This window comes from Nonomuraea sp. WAC 01424 (assembly GCF_003947315.1).
In the GTDB taxonomy this organism is placed as follows: Bacteria; Actinomycetota; Actinomycetes; order Streptosporangiales; family Streptosporangiaceae; genus Nonomuraea; species Nonomuraea spiralis.
On record NZ_QHHZ01000002.1, the window covers coordinates 819,173 to 834,154 of the forward strand.

Annotated in this window: 13 protein-coding genes; 3 read left to right on the plus strand and 10 right to left on the minus strand. The window is 71.2% G+C overall.

From position 1 onward, the window contains the following. Positions 1-22: 22 nt before the first annotated feature. The 7 genes from bfr to DMB42_RS09135 all read right to left on the minus strand — a co-directional run bounded on the left by bfr (position 23) and on the right by DMB42_RS09135 (position 4,941). Entirely contained in the window at positions 23-508 is a 486-nt protein-coding gene (gene bfr, locus DMB42_RS09110; RefSeq protein WP_125632479.1) for a bacterioferritin, read from the minus strand. 25 nt (positions 509-533) lie between these two features. Then, on the minus strand, positions 534-710 hold the full coding sequence (locus DMB42_RS09115) for a bacterioferritin-associated ferredoxin (RefSeq protein WP_125632481.1): 177 nt from the start codon (positions 708-710) through the stop codon (positions 534-536). Between the two features lie 120 nt (positions 711-830). Next, positions 831-1,451: an MBL fold metallo-hydrolase gene (locus tag DMB42_RS53060; RefSeq protein ID WP_185844535.1), complete on the minus strand. Its 621-nt coding sequence runs from the start codon at positions 1,449-1,451 to the stop codon at positions 831-833. Then, positions 1,452-2,537: an S-(hydroxymethyl)mycothiol dehydrogenase gene (locus DMB42_RS53065; protein WP_185844536.1), complete on the minus strand. Its 1,086-nt coding sequence runs from the start codon at positions 2,535-2,537 to the stop codon at positions 1,452-1,454. It abuts the gene before it with no gap. A 15-nt stretch (positions 2,538-2,552) separates the two neighbouring features. Beyond that, positions 2,553-3,533 (minus strand): adenylate/guanylate cyclase domain-containing protein, encoded by a 981-nt coding sequence (locus tag DMB42_RS09125; protein WP_379478650.1) that lies wholly within the window; start codon positions 3,531-3,533, stop codon positions 2,553-2,555. 21 nt (positions 3,534-3,554) lie between these two features. After that, a complete protein-coding gene (locus DMB42_RS09130) occupies positions 3,555-4,073 on the minus strand; it encodes a PH domain-containing protein (protein WP_125632483.1) in 519 nt (172 codons plus the stop codon). A gap of 46 nt (positions 4,074-4,119) precedes the next feature. After that, a complete protein-coding gene (locus DMB42_RS09135) occupies positions 4,120-4,941 on the minus strand; it encodes a biotin--[acetyl-CoA-carboxylase] ligase (protein ID WP_125632485.1) in 822 nt (273 codons plus the stop codon). 84 nt (positions 4,942-5,025) lie between these two features. On the opposite strand from DMB42_RS09135, the gene DMB42_RS09140 reads away from it, so the two are divergent. Both DMB42_RS09140 and fdhD read left to right on the plus strand, forming a co-directional pair. Further along, positions 5,026-7,230: an FdhF/YdeP family oxidoreductase gene (locus DMB42_RS09140; protein WP_125632487.1), complete on the plus strand. Its 2,205-nt coding sequence runs from the start codon at positions 5,026-5,028 to the stop codon at positions 7,228-7,230. Beyond that, a complete protein-coding gene (gene fdhD / locus DMB42_RS09145) occupies positions 7,227-8,066 on the plus strand; it encodes a formate dehydrogenase accessory sulfurtransferase FdhD (protein WP_125632489.1) in 840 nt (279 codons plus the stop codon). The genes DMB42_RS09140 and fdhD overlap by 4 nt, the downstream gene beginning before the upstream one ends. A 3-nt stretch (positions 8,067-8,069) precedes the next feature. Here the strand turns inward: fdhD and DMB42_RS09150 are convergent, their stop codons facing one another. Continuing rightward, on the minus strand, positions 8,070-9,104 hold the full coding sequence (locus tag DMB42_RS09150; RefSeq protein ID WP_125632491.1) for a hypothetical protein: 1,035 nt from the start codon (positions 9,102-9,104) through the stop codon (positions 8,070-8,072). A gap of 80 nt (positions 9,105-9,184) precedes the next feature. After that, on the minus strand, positions 9,185-11,041 hold the full coding sequence (locus DMB42_RS09155; RefSeq protein ID WP_185844537.1) for a hypothetical protein: 1,857 nt from the start codon (positions 11,039-11,041) through the stop codon (positions 9,185-9,187). 168 nt (positions 11,042-11,209) lie between these two features. Between DMB42_RS09155 and DMB42_RS09165 the strand changes: the two genes are divergently transcribed. After that, the gene (locus DMB42_RS09165) at positions 11,210-12,289 is read left to right on the plus strand and encodes an epoxide hydrolase family protein (protein ID WP_125632497.1); all 1,080 of its coding nucleotides are present in this window, start codon (positions 11,210-11,212) and stop codon (positions 12,287-12,289) included. A gap of 50 nt (positions 12,290-12,339) precedes the next feature. Here DMB42_RS09165 and DMB42_RS09170 read toward each other — a convergent pair whose 3' ends face one another. Next, entirely contained in the window at positions 12,340-14,961 is a 2,622-nt protein-coding gene (locus DMB42_RS09170) for a phosphoenolpyruvate carboxylase (protein ID WP_125632499.1), read from the minus strand. Positions 14,962-14,982 lie beyond the last annotated feature (21 nt).

Genomic DNA, 14,982 nt, shown 5'->3' on the forward strand with positions numbered 1-14,982 from the left:
GGCGGGGCCGGAAGGCTCGATCTCAGTCGTCGATCGATCGCGGCTCGGCGTAGCGGGCGAGGTAGAGCTGCTCGCCCAGGCTGCGGATGAGGCCGAGCTCGGTTTCGAGGTAGTCGATGTGCTCCTCCTCGTCCTCGAGGATGTCCTCGAAGATGCGGGCGGAGGTGATGTCGCCCTTCTCCCTCATGAGCTGGATCGCCGGCCGGAGGCGCTCGACCACCGACAGCTCCACCTCAAGGTCGGCCTTGAGCTGCTCCTCGACGGTCTGGCCGATGTGCAGCGTGCCGAGACGCTGGTAGTTGGGCAGCCCTTCGAGGAAGAGGATGCGGTCGGTCAGCCGTTCGGCGTGGCGCATCTCGTCGATGGACTCGTCGCGCGTGTGCTTGGCGAGCTTGGTGTATCCCCAGTTCTCCTGCATCTTCGCGTGCAGGAAGTACTGGTTGATCGCCGTGAGCTCGGCGGTCAGCTGTTCGTTGAGCAGTTCGATGATCTGCTTGTCGCCCTGCATGAACGGGCCCCTCGTTGCGGTGCGGCTATGCGGTCGTCAGTTCTTCAGACTGCTTCAGGATCGCACAGATCTTCCGTACACAACGGGCACAGTCACCACCGGCACCAGTGGTGTCGCGAATCTGCTTCGCACTCTTCGCCCCGGAGGCGATGCAGTCGTGGACCTCGTTCTCGGTCACAGCACGACAAATGCATACATACATCCGGGGACAAGCCTCTCAAGCGAGCAGGAAGGGACGCCTTTAGGTTAGGCACACCTAAAATAGCTCACTTCGGTAAGGCTTGCCTATGTTAGAGACGTCACATTCGCCTGACCCCGCAGGTCAGTGGCCTCGTGCCAGCCAGTCCCCCAGGTGCGGCGCCTCGGCCCCGATGGACGTGGAGTCGCCGTGGCCGGTGTGGACGACCGTCTCGGGCGGCAGGGACAGCAGCCGCTCCGCGATCGACTCGATGATCGTCTCGAACGACGAGTACGACCGGCCCGTCGCGCCCGGCCCGCCCTTGAACAGCGTGTCGCCGCTGAACAACACGCCCTGGTCGGCGGCGTGCAGGCAGACCGCGCCCGGCGAATGACCCGGCGTGTGCAGCACCTCCAGCGCCACCCCGCCCACGGAGATCTTCTCGCCGTCGGCCAGCGGCGTGTACGCCACCTCGGGGCCGTACACCTGCTCCCAGAGCACCTGGTCGGCCGGGTGGAGCCGGATCGGCGCGCCGGTCAGCTCGGCCAGCCGGGCCGCGGCGTTGATGTGGTCGTTGTGGGCGTGGGTGCACACGATGGCCTTGACCCGGCGCCCGCCCGCCCGTTCGGCGATGGCCTCGGCGTCGTGGGCGGCGTCGACGACCACGACCACCCGCGCGTCGCCGATCAGCCAGACGTTGTTGTCGACCTCCCAGGTGCCGCCGTCGAGCGAGAACGTCCCGGAGGTGATGACGCGGTCGATCATCTAGAGGATCACCACCGAGCGCAGCACCTCGCCGCGGTGCATCTTGGCGAACGCCTCCTCGACCTGGTCGAGCCCGATCGTCTCGGAGACGAACTTGTCCAGCGGCAACCGGTTCTGCAGGAACAGGTCGATCAGCATCGGGAAGTCGCGGGAGGGCAGGCAGTCGCCGTACCAGGAGGACTTCAGCGCGCCGCCGCGGCCGAACACGTCGATCAGCGGCAGCTCCAGGCGCATCTCCGGCGTCGGCACGCCGACCAGGACCACCGTGCCGGCCAGGTCGCGGGCGTAGAACGCCTGCTCGTACGTCTCCGGCCGGCCGACCGCCTCGATCACCACGTCCGCGCCGAACCCGCCGGTCAGGTCGCGGATCGCCTCGACCGGGTCGTTCTCGCGCGAGTTGACCGTGTGCGTCGCGCCGAAGCCGCGGGCCCACTCCAGCTTCCGGTCGTCCACGTCGACGGCGATGATCCGGGCCGCCCCGGCCAGCGACGCCCCCAGGACCGCCGCGTCGCCGACGCCGCCGCAGCCGATCACGGCCACGCTGTCGCCGCGCGTCACGCCGCCGGTGTTGATCGCCGCGCCGATGCCGGCCATCACGCCGCAGCCCAGCAGGCCCGCGACCTGGGCGGGCGCCTCGGCCGACACCTTGGTGCACTGTCCGGCGGCCACCAGCGTCTTCTCCAGGAAGGCGCCGATGCCGAGCGCGGGCGACAGCTCGGTGCCGTCCTTGAGCGTCATCTTCTGGCGGGCGTTGTGGGTGGCGAAGCAGTACCAGGGCCGGCCGCGCAGGCAGGCGCGGCACTGGCCGCACACCGCGCGCCAGTTGAGGATCACGAAGTCGCCGGGCTCCAGCCCGGTCACGCCCTCGCCGACCGCCTCGACCGTGCCCGCCGCCTCGTGGCCCAGCAGGAACGGGAAGTCGTCGTTGATCCCGCCCTCGCGATAGTGCAGGTCGGTGTGGCAGACCCCGCAGGCCTGCACATTGACCACCGCCTCGCCCGGCCCGGGGTCCGGCACGACCACCGTCTCCAGTGAAACTTCCTGACCCTTACCGCGGGCGACGACGCCCTGCACTTCGTACGGCATGGCAGCCATCTTGTGTCAGGAGGTTGATCTCCGCAAGACATAGGGCTGGACCACGCCGAGCCCTCTTGCCGGCCGCCTCCTGATCTTGTGCACCGAGACCCCCTCGGCGCCTTCGCCCAGGCCCTCGGCCAGTTCCGAATCGACCACGATCGTCCCGGGACGGGCGATGGCCGTGAGCCGGGCGGCCAGGTTGACGGTGGTGCCGAACACGTCGCCCATCATGGGCACGACGGGCCCGTACGCCATGCCGATGCGCAGCTCCAGGCTCTCGGCGAGGTCGAGCGCGATCGCCGCGGCCTGGGCCGGGGCGGGCGCGGTGAACAGCACCTCGTCGCCGAGCGTCTTGACCAGCCGCGCGCCGTGCGCGGCCACCACGTCGGCGGCCCGCGACTCGAAGCCCTCGACCAGCGCGGCCAGCCCCCGTTCGTCCAGCTCGCGCGAGCGCCGGGTGAAGGAGACCAGGTCGGCGAAGCCGACGGCGATCGACACGCGGCCCGGCACCCGGTCGGCCCGGTCGTCGGCGACCGCCAGCAGGCGGGTGCCCGCCGCGGCGAGCTGGGCCCGCCAGACGTGGATCAGCAGGTGCTCGAAGTCGGGCAGGAGGGCCTTGGCCGTGTCGAGGACGCCGGTCAGGTCGGCGTCGGCGGGCGGGTCGGGCAACATCGTGCCGATCACGATCTCGGCCTGCCACTGGGCCAGCCTGGCGGTGGTCTGGCCGAGCGCGCGGGCCATGCGGATGACGGTCTGCTCGTCGAGCAGGCCGCCGTCGAGCATCCCGCGCACCCGGCGCAGCGCGGCCACGTCGGCGTCGCTGAACGCCACCGCGTCGTCGGCGAGCTGGGCGAAGCCGAGGGCCCGCCAGATGCGCTCGGCCAGCTCCCGCGACACGCCGGCCTCGGCCGAGACCTGCTCGCGCGTGTAGCGGGCCGGCATGCCCACGAGCGTGCGCTCGATCTGCTCGGCCGTCGGTCTGCCGCGCGGTTCGGAGGCGTTCACGATCAGCAGGCTACGCCACCCTCAGTGGCCGTCGATCTCCCCGTCGGACGCGTCCTCGACCAGCTTGAACAGGTCCATGCGGACGTCCTGGATCCTCGGGATGTCGCGCAACACGATCTGACCCCGCTCGCCCGCGGACTCGACGGTCAGCGTGCCGCAGCCGAGCAGGCGCTCCAGGAACGTCTGGTCGGAGCTGACGGTGTTGACCTTGGCCATCGGGATCTCGTCCGTGGACTTGTTGAGCACGCCCATGCTGATCGTGAACCGGTGGGTCGTCAGGACGTAACCGGTGTTCTTCCACTGCAGGTACGGCACGAGCGTGAAGATCGTCAGCAGGATCAGAGCGAGGACGACGACGACGATCCTGCCGTAGAAGGAGACGCTCTCCCCCCACGTGGCGGGGAAGAAGTACAGGGCCGCACCCGCTGCCGCGGCGATGAGGATCAGCGCGAAGAACGGGCCGACAAGGCGCTTCCAATGGGGATGGAAGGATCGGACGCGCCGCTCACCCTGCGTCAGATGGTGGTCGGGAAGGGTCATGCCGCACATGCTCCCACCAACGCCGCCAAGCGGCTACGCCGGTGACTTATCCGGCGGCCCGTACGTGCACGACGTCTCCCGCGCCCAGCGTGTAGCGCTCGCCGCCGGACTCCACCTGGAGGTGGCCGGAGGCGTCGACGCCGGTCGCCCGCCCGGTCAGCACGTGGTCACCCGGCAGCTCGACGCGGACGTCGCGGCCGACCGTGGCGCTGGCGGCGAGGTAGGCGGCGCGCAGCCCGGCGGCCTCGGCGTCGCCGCCCGTCGCCTCCCACTCGCGGTAGTGGCTCTCGACCTCGCGCAGCACGGCCCGCAGCAGCGGGTCGCGGTCGAGGCAGGCGGCCTCCTCGATGGCCAGGGACGTGGCCGTCTCGACCGGCGCCTCGTCCGCGCGGAGCGAGACGTTGAGCCCCATGCCGATGACGACGGAGTCATCGACCCGCTCGGCCAGCACGCCGGCCAGCTTGCGCTCGCCGATCAGCAGGTCGTTGGGCCACTTGAGACGTACGTCCACCTCGGCCAGGCGGCGTACGGCCGAGGCGGCGGCCACGCCGTAGAGCAGCGGCAGCCACCCCTGGGTGGCGACCGGCGCCGTGGGCCTGAGCAGGACGGAGAACGTCAGCCCCGACCGCGGCGGCGCCGTCCAGGCGCGGTCGAGCCGGCCCCGGCCGGCGACCTGCGACTCGGCCACCAGCACCCGCCCCTGCTCGGCCCCGGCGAGGGCGGCGGCGGCCAGGTCGGCGTTCGTCGAGCCGGTGGAGTCTACGACGGTGACGCCGGTCCAGAGGGCTCCCGGGCGGACGAGCGCGCGGTTGAGCGCGGCCTCCGAGAGCGGAGGACGGTCGAGGTCGGAGTAGCGCGAGTGGGCCATCCCCCCATCTTGGCCGAACTTCCGCCGTGGTCATCGCGCCGCACCGGCTGTCTCGAAGTCCGCGTAAGGGGTAAAGATGGGGGGATGAGCAGACGTCCTGACCCTCGCAACTGGGCATCGTGGCGGCCTTTCGGCCTCGGGTTGCGCAAGCCGAACAACTACCTGGAGCTGTGGAAGGCGTTCAGGTCGGTCAAGGGGAACAGGCGTTACGCCTGGCGGATTCTCAACCAGGGCACCTGCGACGGCTGCGCGCTCGGCACGCACGGCATGCGCGACTGGACGATGGACGAGATCCACCTGTGCAACATCAGGTTGCGACTGCTGCCGCTCAACACCATGCCCGCGCTCGACGTGTCGCTGCTGGGTGACGTCTCGGCGCTGGCCGGGCGGAAGAGCGCGGAGCTGCGGGAGCTGGGACGGCTGCCGTACCCGATGTTGCGGCGCGCGGGCGAGCCCGGCTTCACCCGCGTCACCTGGGACGAGGCGCTGCGGCTGGCGGCCGACCGGCTGCGCGGCGCGCGGTCCGGCACGTACCTGACCAGCCGCGGGGTGCCCAACGAGAACTACTACGCGGCCCAGAAGGCGGTGCGCGCGCTCGGCACGAACAACGTCGACAACGCCGCGCGCATCTGCCACTCGCCCTCGACGGTCGCGCTGAAGCAGACCATCGGCGCGGCGGCCACGACCTGCTCCTACACCGACTGGATCGGCTCCGACCTGATCGTCTTCATCGGCTCGAACCCGTCGAACAACCAGCCGGTCGCGATGAAGTACCTCTACCACGCCAAGAAGGCCGGCACCCGGATCGCCATGGTCAACGCCTACCGCGAGCCGGGCATGGACAAGTACTGGGTGCCCTCCAACGCCGAGTCCGCGCTGTTCGGCACGAAGATCACCGACGAGTTCTTCGGCGTGAACGTCGGCGGCGACATCGGCTTCCTCAACGGCGTGCTCAAGCACCTGATCGAGAACGACTGGGTGGACGAGACGTTCGTGGCCGAGCGGACGTCCGGCTTCGAGGAGGCGCGCAAGGCGGTCGCGAGCCAGACGTGGGCCGAGCTCGAAGCACTGTCGGGAGCCACGAAGGACCAGATGTTCCGCCTGGCCAAGCTGCTCGGCGAGGCGCGCTCGGCGGTGCTGGTCTGGTCGATGGGCATCACCCAGCACTCCTACGGCGAGGACAACGTCCGGGCGATCGTCAACCTGGCGCTCGCCCGCGGCTTCCTCGGGCGGGACAAGTGCGGACTGATGCCGATCAGGGGGCACAGCGGGGTCCAGGGCGGGGCCGAGATGGGCGCGTACGCGACCGGTTACCCCGGCGGCCTGCCGATCACGTCCGCGAACGCCGCGAAGTTCACTGACCTGTGGGGATTCCCGGTGCCCGACTCGCCCGGTCTGACCGCCACGGACATGATCGACGCGGCCCACCGCGGCGAGCTCGACGCGCTCGTCTCCTCCGGCGGCAACTTCCTGGAGGTGCTGCCCGACCCGGCCTACTGCCGCGAGGCCCTGTCCAGGCTGGGGCTGCGGGTGCACATCGACATCGTGTTGTCCTCGCAGATGCTGGTGCCGGGCGAGGGCGACGTGCTGCTGCTGCCCGCGCAGACGCGCTACGAGATGGTCGGCGGCGTGACCGAGACCTCCACCGAGCGGCGGATCATCTTCTCGCCCGAGGTCGAGGGCCCGCGCATCGGCGAGGCGTGGCCGGAGTGGAAGATCTTCTCCGAGCTGGCCGCCCGCACTCGTCCCGAGATCGCAGACCACGTCCGGTTCACCGGCACTCCGCAGATCCGTGCGGAGATCGAGCAGGTCGTGCCGTTCTACCAGGGCATCTCCGGGTTGCGGAAGTTCGGGGACAACGTCCAGTACGGCGGCCGCCACCTCTTCTCCGACGGCCGCTTCCAGACCCCCGACGGGCTGGCCGTCTTCTCCGTGGTCGAACCGCCCGCCCTGGAGCGCCCCGACGGCACGTTCATGGTCGCGACCAGGCGCGGCAAGCAGTTCAACAGCATGGTCCACGAGCGGCTCGACGGCTTCAACGGCGCGGCGCGCGAGGCCGTGCTGATGAGCCCGTACGACGCCGACCGGGCCGGCCTGGCCGACGGCGCCCCGGTCGAGCTGCGCGCCGGCGAGCGCTCCTACCAGGGCAAGGTGCTGCGTGCCCCGCTGATGCCGGGCAACCTGCAGATCCACTGGCCGGAGGGCAACGTGCTGCTCGACGAGGCCCGCCGCTCGCCGCAGGCGCGCATCCCCGACTACAACGCCCTCGTCACCGTGCGGCCGCTGTGAAGGCGCGTCCCGGGCCCACCACCCGCGTCCGCATCAGGGAGCTGGCCGGCTCCGGCGTCCGCGACCGGCGCGACGACCTGGCCACGGAGGAGCCGCTGGAGATCCGGCTCATCGGGGCCGGCGGCACCCGCAAGACGGTCGCCATCACCATGCGCACGCCGGGGCACGACTTCGAGCTGGCCGCCGGGTTCCTGTGCGGCGAGGGCCGGGCCGGGCCGGAGGACATCGCGGCCATCGCCTACTGCGCGGACGAGGACCTGCCGCCCGAGGCCCGCTACAACACCGTCACCGTCCGCCTGCACGGCCCGGTGCCCGACCTGCCCGCGCTCGACCGGCACTTCCTCACCTCCAGCGCGTGCGGCGTCTGCGGCGCGGCCGGGCTCGACGCGCTGCACGACCGCTGCAAGCCGATCCCCGGCGGCCTGCTCCGGCTGACCCCCGAGGTGCTGTACGGCCTGCCCGGCACGTTGCGCGAGGCCCAGGGCGTGTTCGGCAAGACCGGCGGGCTGCACGCGGCGGGCCTGTTCTCGGCGACGGGCACGCTGCTGGCCCTGCGCGAGGACGTCGGCCGGCACAACGCGGTCGACAAGCTGGTCGGCTGGGCCGCGCTGGCGGAACGGCTGCCGCTGGCCGAGCACGTGCTCATGGTCAGCGGCCGGGCCAGCTACGAGATCATGCAGAAGGCGCTGGCCGCGGGCATCCCGGCGGTCTGCGCGGTGTCGGCGCCCTCGTCCCTGGCCGTCGATCTGGCCAGGGAGTTCGGGATGACTCTGGTGGGGTTCCTGCGCGGCGAGCGCTGCAACGTCTACGCCGGGCAGGAGCGTGTCACGGTCTAGCCGTCACTGGCAGTTCACAGGCTGGGTGACCGTCAGCGTGGGCCTGTCGTTGTTCAGCACCTCAAGCGTGAGGTTCCCCGACTGCTTGCTCTGCTGGCGCCACCAGGCGGGCTGCACCTGGAGCATGCCGCTCTGGGGCACGGTCAGCATGTTGCTCTCCAGCGGCACGCCGTTCATCAGCCAGCGGTAGCTGACCTGCGTGCCCGCCGGGGCGCGGAAGGTGCCGTACGCCGTCAGGTAGGGGGCCTCGTCGCAGCTCCCGTAGTAGGCCATCGGGGTGAGCGCGCTGATCCGTACGTAGGGGACCGGGGACGGCACCGCCCGGCACACCCGGTTGTACGCCTCCTCCTTGACCGGCTTGTTGTGGTTCAGCACCTCGATGCGGATGCTTCCGCTGCCGCCGGCCTGTGCGGAGCTGTACCAGAAGTCGCCGATGTGGGTCTTGACGCCCGCGTTGACCTGCTGGGACCTCGGCCAGCCCGGCACGCCGTCCACGACCACGCGGTACTGGATCTCGGTGTCGCGGTCGGCGACGACCGTGGCCTCCGCCCTGAGGCCGACGGCCACGTTGCACTCGCCGCGGAACAGCGGCGTCAGCATGTCGTGGAAGGTCACGTACGCCGGGGGCGCGGCGGGGCCGCAGGTGAAGTTGAAGCCCTGCTCGGCCGTGGCGCCCTGGGCGACGAGCCGGACGCGGTGGGCGCCGGCGTTGGAGGTGCCGTAGTTCCAGGTGGCGGAGACGGCCTGCGACCTGGGCTGGGTGCTCTCGGGGAAGGAGAGCGTCGCGCCGCGTACCTCCTTGTCGTCGAGCTGCCAGGAGTAGGCCACGTCGGCGGCCGGGCCGGGCGGGAGCACGACGCGGCCGGCGGCGTTGTAGGTGACGGGCGCGGCGCACGTGCCCGAGTAGCTGCCGGGGGTGAGTCCGTCGATCACCACCTGCGGCGCGTCCGCCGCCGCGACCGCGGCGGACGCCGCCCCGGCGACGGCGGGCAGGCCGCCGAGCAGTACCGCGCCGAGCAGCAAGGTTGTCCATCTCATCCTGGGGTTCCTCCTCGCGATGATGGAACCCCAGGATGATCAAGGCGGCTTGTGTCCCGGTTGGATCTGCCTTGTGAGCGCTATTCGCAGGTCACCGGGTACTCGCCTTCGGCGGATGGCTTGTTGTGGTTCAGCACCTCAAGCCGGACCACGCCGGAGGTCTTCGTGTCCCGGTGCCAGTAGAAGGCCTGCACCTGGAGGAGGCCGCCACTGTTGGTCTTGTACGTGACCGGCTCGGTCGGCTTGCCGTCGATGACCCAGCGCCAGGTGATCTCGGTGTCCGGCGCGGCGCGGAAGGCGCCGAAGGCGGTCACGTACGGCGCCTCGGCGCAGTCGCCGAAGTAGTGGACCGGCCGGAACTCGCTGATCCGCACCGTGCCCGGCGCCGGGTCCACCGGCACGCAGGTCACGGTGTACGGCTTCTCCTTGACCGGCTTGTTGTGGTTCAGCACCTCAAGGCGGATCACTCCGCTTCCGGTGGCCTTCGGGGAGATGTAGAACAGGTCGCCGATCGACTGGGCCCTGCCGGGCTTGGCGTCCTGCGTCCTGACCGGGCCGGGCTTGCCGTCCACGACGACGCGGTACCGGACGTCGGCGTCGCGGTCGGTGGTGATCCGGGCGTCCACCCTCAGGCCGATGGACTGCGTGCAGTCGCCCCGGTAGACGGGCGTCAGGACGTAGGGGATGGCCAGCTTGGCCGGGTCGGGGTCGGTCGTGCAGGAGAGGGCGAACGTGCGCTCGGCGGCCTGGGCCGCGCCGGGCTGGGTGGTCAGGGCCAGCTTGTGCGAGCCGTTCTTCGCCTGGTCGAAGCTCCAGGCGGCGGTGACGTCCTGCGACCTGGGCTGGGTGCCGGCCGGGAAGCTGACGGTCTGGTGTAGCCACTCGGCGCCGTCGAGGGTCCACCAGTAGCCGACACTGGCCGCCGGGCCCGCCGGAAGGGTGATGCGGCCGGTGGCCTGGTAGGCGATGGGCTCGTCGCAGTAGCCCTCGTAGTCGCCGGGCGTCACGCAGGTGGTCGCCGCCTGCGGCTGCTGCGCCGGAGGCTCGGACGTCGTGGTGGGCTTGGGGGTGGAGGACGTCGTGGGCGTCGGCGACGGCGAGTTGGTGGGCGTCCTGGTGGGCGTCGCGGTGGGCTGCGGCGACGGCGTCGTCCCGCAGGTCACCTCGTACGAGGCCCGCCCGGAGTCGTGCCCGCCCGGGTTGAGAATCCGTACGGACTTCCACCCGGCGGTGGAGGTGCCCACGGACAGCGGCAGCGTGACCTGCCTGCTCCTCGGCCCGTCGGCGGCGAAGTACGCCCACTCCACCGGGCCCTCGCCCGTGGCGCTGTCGATCCACCGGTAGCCGACCTTGGCCGGGGTGCGCGACACCTGGATGGTCGCGGTGAACGTCACGCCGGTCGGGCAGCGGCCGTCGTAGCGCGGCGGGCTCGCCTGCACGCTCGCGGCGGCCACCAGCGGCCGGTCCGGCTGGGCGGGCAGCGGGTTGACCACGTCGTACCGGCGCGGGGAGCCCTCGCAGGAGACGCGGAAGCGGGCCTTGGCGGACAGGCCCCGCTTGCCGAGGATCTCCACGGCCTGCCAGCCGGTCGTGTCGCGGTCGAACGTCTGGCGGTCCCTCACGACGACCTTGCGCGCGCCGGCGACGCGGAAGCTCCTGATGGCGCTCTTGCTGCCGTCACCGCGTACCCAGCGGTAGCGCACGGTGCCCTTGCCCTTGGCGGCCAGGGTGGCGGAGAAGGCCACGGTCGTGGGGCACTCGCCCGACCAGGTGGCCGGTCCGGCCTTGACGCGGGTCACCGAGGTGGCCGGTGCGGCGGCCGATACAGCGGCCGGAGCTGCGGCCGGAGCTGCGGCCGGGGCGGCGGCCAGGGCTGGAGGAGCGGCCAGCAGGCTGCCGAGCATCACCGTGCCCAGCAACAAGGCTGTCCTTTTCATGAGGGGGGTCCCTTTCTGCGCTCGTCAAAGCCTCCATCTTGATCACGAGTGCTTGTAAGTCACTTGGACCTCTCTTGTGGCCCACTGTCGCTCTTGTGGAATGAAGCGTTCCGTTCTGCTATAGTTGGAACAGAACAAGCCGTTCCGCATCTGTCGAGAGGACCCCTCATGAGCATCCGCCCGTTCCGCATCGAGATCTCCCAGGCCGACCTCCTCGACCTTCAGGCCCGGCTCGCGCTGACCCGGTTCGCCGACGAGATCGCCGGCGCCGACCAGGGCGTCAGCGTCGAGCGGGTCAAGCGCCTGGTCGCCCACTGGCGCTCCGGCTTCGACTGGCGGGCCCAGGAGGCCAGGCTCAACGCGTACCCGCAGTTCACGACGGAGATCGACGGCCAGAACATCCATTTCTTCCACGTACGCTCCGACAACCCCGACGCCCTGCCGCTGATCCTCACCCACGGCTGGCCCGGCACGATCGCCGAGTACCTCGACGCCATCGAGCCGCTGTCGCGCCACTTCCACCTGGTCATCCCGTCGCTGCCCGGCTACGGCTTCTCCGGCCCGACCAAGGAGCTCGGCTGGAACAACCGGCGCATCGCGCAGGCGTGGGCCGAGCTGATGGCCCGCCTCGGCTACGAGCGCTACGGCGCGGCCGGCAACGACGCCGGCTCGATGATCTCCCCCGAGCTGGGCAGGATCGACGCCGAGCACGTCGTGGGCGTGCACGTCACCCAGCTCTACTCCTTCCCCTCCGGCGACCCGGCCGAGTTCGCCGGCCTGAGCGAGGAGGACCAGGCCGGGCTGGCCGTGCTCGACTGGTTCTGGAAGGAGAAGGGCGCGTTCAACGTCCTGCAGTCGCAGCAGCCGCAGACGCTCGCGCACGCCCTCGCCGACTCCCCCGCCGGGCTCGTGGGCTGGCTGGCCCAGCTCTTCGACGAGGACCTGGACGACGACTTCGTGCTGACCAACGCCTCGATCCACTGGTTCACCGGCACGGCGGGCTCGGCCCTGCGGCTGTACTGGGAGAACGCCCGTATGGAGCAGCCGGCGGAGCCGACGACCACCCCGACCGCGCTGGCCATGTCCGAGGGCGACTTCAAGTCGATCCGCCGCTTCGCCGAGCGCGACCACCACGGCATCGTCTCGTGGCGGACCCTGCCCGCCCCGGCCCGCGGCCACTACACGGCGCACACCGCCACGGAGGCGCTCACCTCCGACATCGCGGCCTTCTTCGACAGCCTGCGCTGATCAACACCCACGCGGACGGCCCGGCCCATCGCCGGGCCGTCCGCGTGTGCTCAGCCGGTGTTCTGCAGGCCGGCGGCCACGCCGTTGACCGACAGCAGCAGCAGCGTGGACAGCCGCTCCCGCTCCTGCTCCGACAGGTCCTCCGTACGCATCGCGCGCAGGGCCCTCAACTGCAGGTGGGACAGCGCGTCCACGTACGGGTCGCGCAGCTGCACGGCCCGCGAGAGCACCTTGCGGTTCTCCAGCAGCCGCGTGTGCCCGGTCACGCGCAACACCAGGTCGCGCGTGCGGTCGTACTCCTCCAGCACCTGCCGGGCGAAGTCGTCGCGGCCGCCGAGCGCGAGGTACCGCTTCGCGATCGAACGGTCGGTCTTGGCCAGCGACATCTCGGCGTTGTCCAGCATCGCGTTGAACAGCGGCCACTCGGCGTACGCCGCGCGCAGCTCGTCGAGGGAGCCGACGGCGGCCAGGCCGGTGCCGAGGCCGTACCAGCCGGGCAGGTTGACGCGGGTCTGTGCCCAGGCGAACACCCACGGGATGGCCCGCAGGTCGTCCAGCGAACGCGGCGCGCCCAGGCCGCGGGCGGGCGGGCGGGAGCCGAGCCGCAGGGAGCCGATCTCCTCAAGCGGGCTGACCAGCGCGAACCACTCCGGGAAGCCGGGCGCCTCGGTCAGCGCGCGGTACGCCTCCTCCGAAGCCGTGGCGACCTGCTCGGCCAGGCCCCGGAACCGCTCGGCGGCGGCCGCCGTACGCGCGCCGACCGTCGGCGAGGAGGCCAGCAGCACGGCGTTCGTGACCTGTTCCAGGTGGCGGCGGGCGATGGCGATGTGCCCGTATCGAGCGAAGATGACCTCGCCCTGCTCGGTGACCTTGAAGCGGCCCGCGACCGAGCCCGGCGCCTGCGCCAGCACCGCCCGGTTGGCCGGGCCGCCGCCGCGGCCGAGCTCGCCCGCGCGGCCGTGGAACATGCGCAGCTTCACGTCGTGCTCGTGCGCCCACACGGTCAGCTCCTCCTGCGCCTCGTAGAGGCGGAGGGTGGCGGCCGCCGGGCCCAGCTCCTTGGCCGAGTCGGAGTAGCCGAGCATGATCTCCATGCGGCGGCCCGTCGTGGCCAGGCGCTCCTGGATCTGCGGGATGTCCAGCATGCCGGTCAGCACGCCGGGCGAGTTCGCCAGGTCCTGGCCCGACTCGAACAGCGGCACCACGTCGAGCACCGGCGCCCGGTCGCCCAGGGCGTGGCCGCCGAGCTCGTAGACGGCCGCGATGTCGTCGGCCGAACGGGTGAAGGAGACCACGTAACGGGAGCAGGCCGTGACGCCGAACCGCTCCTGGATCCAGGCGATCACCCGGATCGTGGCCAGCACCTCCTCGGTACGCTCCGACAGCTCGCCGCCGGCCCTGATCTCCTCCAGCGCCGCCGCGTGCACCTGCGAGTGCTGGCGCACCTCCAGCTCGGCCAGGTGGAAGCCGAACGTCTCGACCTGCCAGACGAGGTGCTGCAGCTCCCCGTACGCCTGCCGCGGCGTGCTGGCCGCCAGCGAATCCTGCACCAGCCGCAGCTCGGACAGCAGCTCGGCCGGAGCGCGATAGGCCAGGTCGAGGTCACGGCGGCGGGTGGCGGCGATGCGCGCGGCCACGTACAGCAGCCACTGGCGGTGAGGCTCGCGCGGCGACCGGGTGGCCAGCTCGGAGACCAGCTCGGGATGCGCGTCCACGGCCGCGGCCAGCGCGCCCTTCAGCTCCGCCGAGCAGGGCGAGAACTGGGCGGAGGCGGTGAGCGTACGGGCGATGCGGGTGCAGGCCGTCTCCAGGGCGGTCAGCACGTGCCCGGACTGGATCTGGATGGTCTCGCGGGTGACCTTGGCGGTGACGTTGGGGTTGCCGTCGCGGTCGCCGCCGATCCAGCTCCCGTAACGGATGAAGGGCCTGGCCAGCGGAGGACGGGTGCCGGTGCCCGCGTCGAGCGCCGCGTCGAGCGAACGGTAGACCTGGGGCACCATGCGGAACAGCGTCTCGTCGAAGGCGGCCATCGCCGTACGCACCTCGTCGAGCGGGTCGAGCTTGGTGGAGCGGAGCTGGGCCGTGCGCCACAGCAGGTCGATCTCCTCCAGCAGGCGGCGCCTGCTCTCGGCGCGCTCGGACGCGCCGCGCCCGGGAGCGTTGTACTCGGTGAGCTGGCCGCTGACCCGCTGGATCGCGGTGACGACCGCGCGCCTGCGTGCCTCGGTGGGGTGCGCGGTCAGCACCGGGTGCAGCTCAAGGCCCTGCAACAACTCGCTCACACGCTCGTTCCCGAGCTCGTGGACGGCCTGCGCCAGCGACTCCCGCTGCACCCTCCCCTCGGCGTCGCGTTCGCGCAGCGTACGGATGCGGTAGTGCTCCTCGGCCAGGTTCGCCAGGTGGAAGTAGCAGGTGAACGCGCGGGCGACGGCGACCGCCCGCTCGATCTCCCATCCGGCGACCATCTCGGTGATCTCGTCAGCGGAAATCTCGTTTCTGCGCGCCGCGATGACGGCTTTGCGCAACCGTTCGACGTCGGCCAGCAGGTCTTCGCCACCCTGTTCGGCGATCACCTCACCGAGCAGCTTGCCGAGCATGCGCACGTCGTGGCGCAGCTCGTCAGGCATCTCGGTCACGGCGGCACTACGACGCTCGAGCCCCTGGTCAATCATGCTTCGAAGGGTATCGACTCG

Coding starts and splice junctions, on each gene's coding strand:
- DMB42_RS09140 (WP_125632487.1), top strand. CDS start 5,026: ATGAGCAGACGTCCTGACCCTCGCAACTGGGCATCGTGGCGGCCTTTC.
- DMB42_RS09155 (WP_185844537.1), bottom strand. CDS start 11,041: ATGAAAAGGACAGCCTTGTTGCTGGGCACGGTGATGCTCGGCAGCCTG.
- DMB42_RS09165 (WP_125632497.1), top strand. CDS start 11,210: ATGAGCATCCGCCCGTTCCGCATCGAGATCTCCCAGGCCGACCTCCTC.
- DMB42_RS09130 (WP_125632483.1), bottom strand. CDS start 4,073: ATGACCCTTCCCGACCACCATCTGACGCAGGGTGAGCGGCGCGTCCGA.
- DMB42_RS09115 (WP_125632481.1), bottom strand. CDS start 710: ATGTATGTATGCATTTGTCGTGCTGTGACCGAGAACGAGGTCCACGAC.
- DMB42_RS53060 (WP_185844535.1), bottom strand. CDS start 1,451: ATGATCGACCGCGTCATCACCTCCGGGACGTTCTCGCTCGACGGCGGC.
- DMB42_RS09135 (WP_125632485.1), bottom strand. CDS start 4,941: ATGGCCCACTCGCGCTACTCCGACCTCGACCGTCCTCCGCTCTCGGAG.
- DMB42_RS09150 (WP_125632491.1), bottom strand. CDS start 9,104: ATGAGATGGACAACCTTGCTGCTCGGCGCGGTACTGCTCGGCGGCCTG.
- DMB42_RS09170 (WP_125632499.1), bottom strand. CDS start 14,961: ATGATTGACCAGGGGCTCGAGCGTCGTAGTGCCGCCGTGACCGAGATG.
- bfr (WP_125632479.1), bottom strand. CDS start 508: ATGCAGGGCGACAAGCAGATCATCGAACTGCTCAACGAACAGCTGACC.
- DMB42_RS53065 (WP_185844536.1), bottom strand. CDS start 2,537: ATGCCGTACGAAGTGCAGGGCGTCGTCGCCCGCGGTAAGGGTCAGGAA.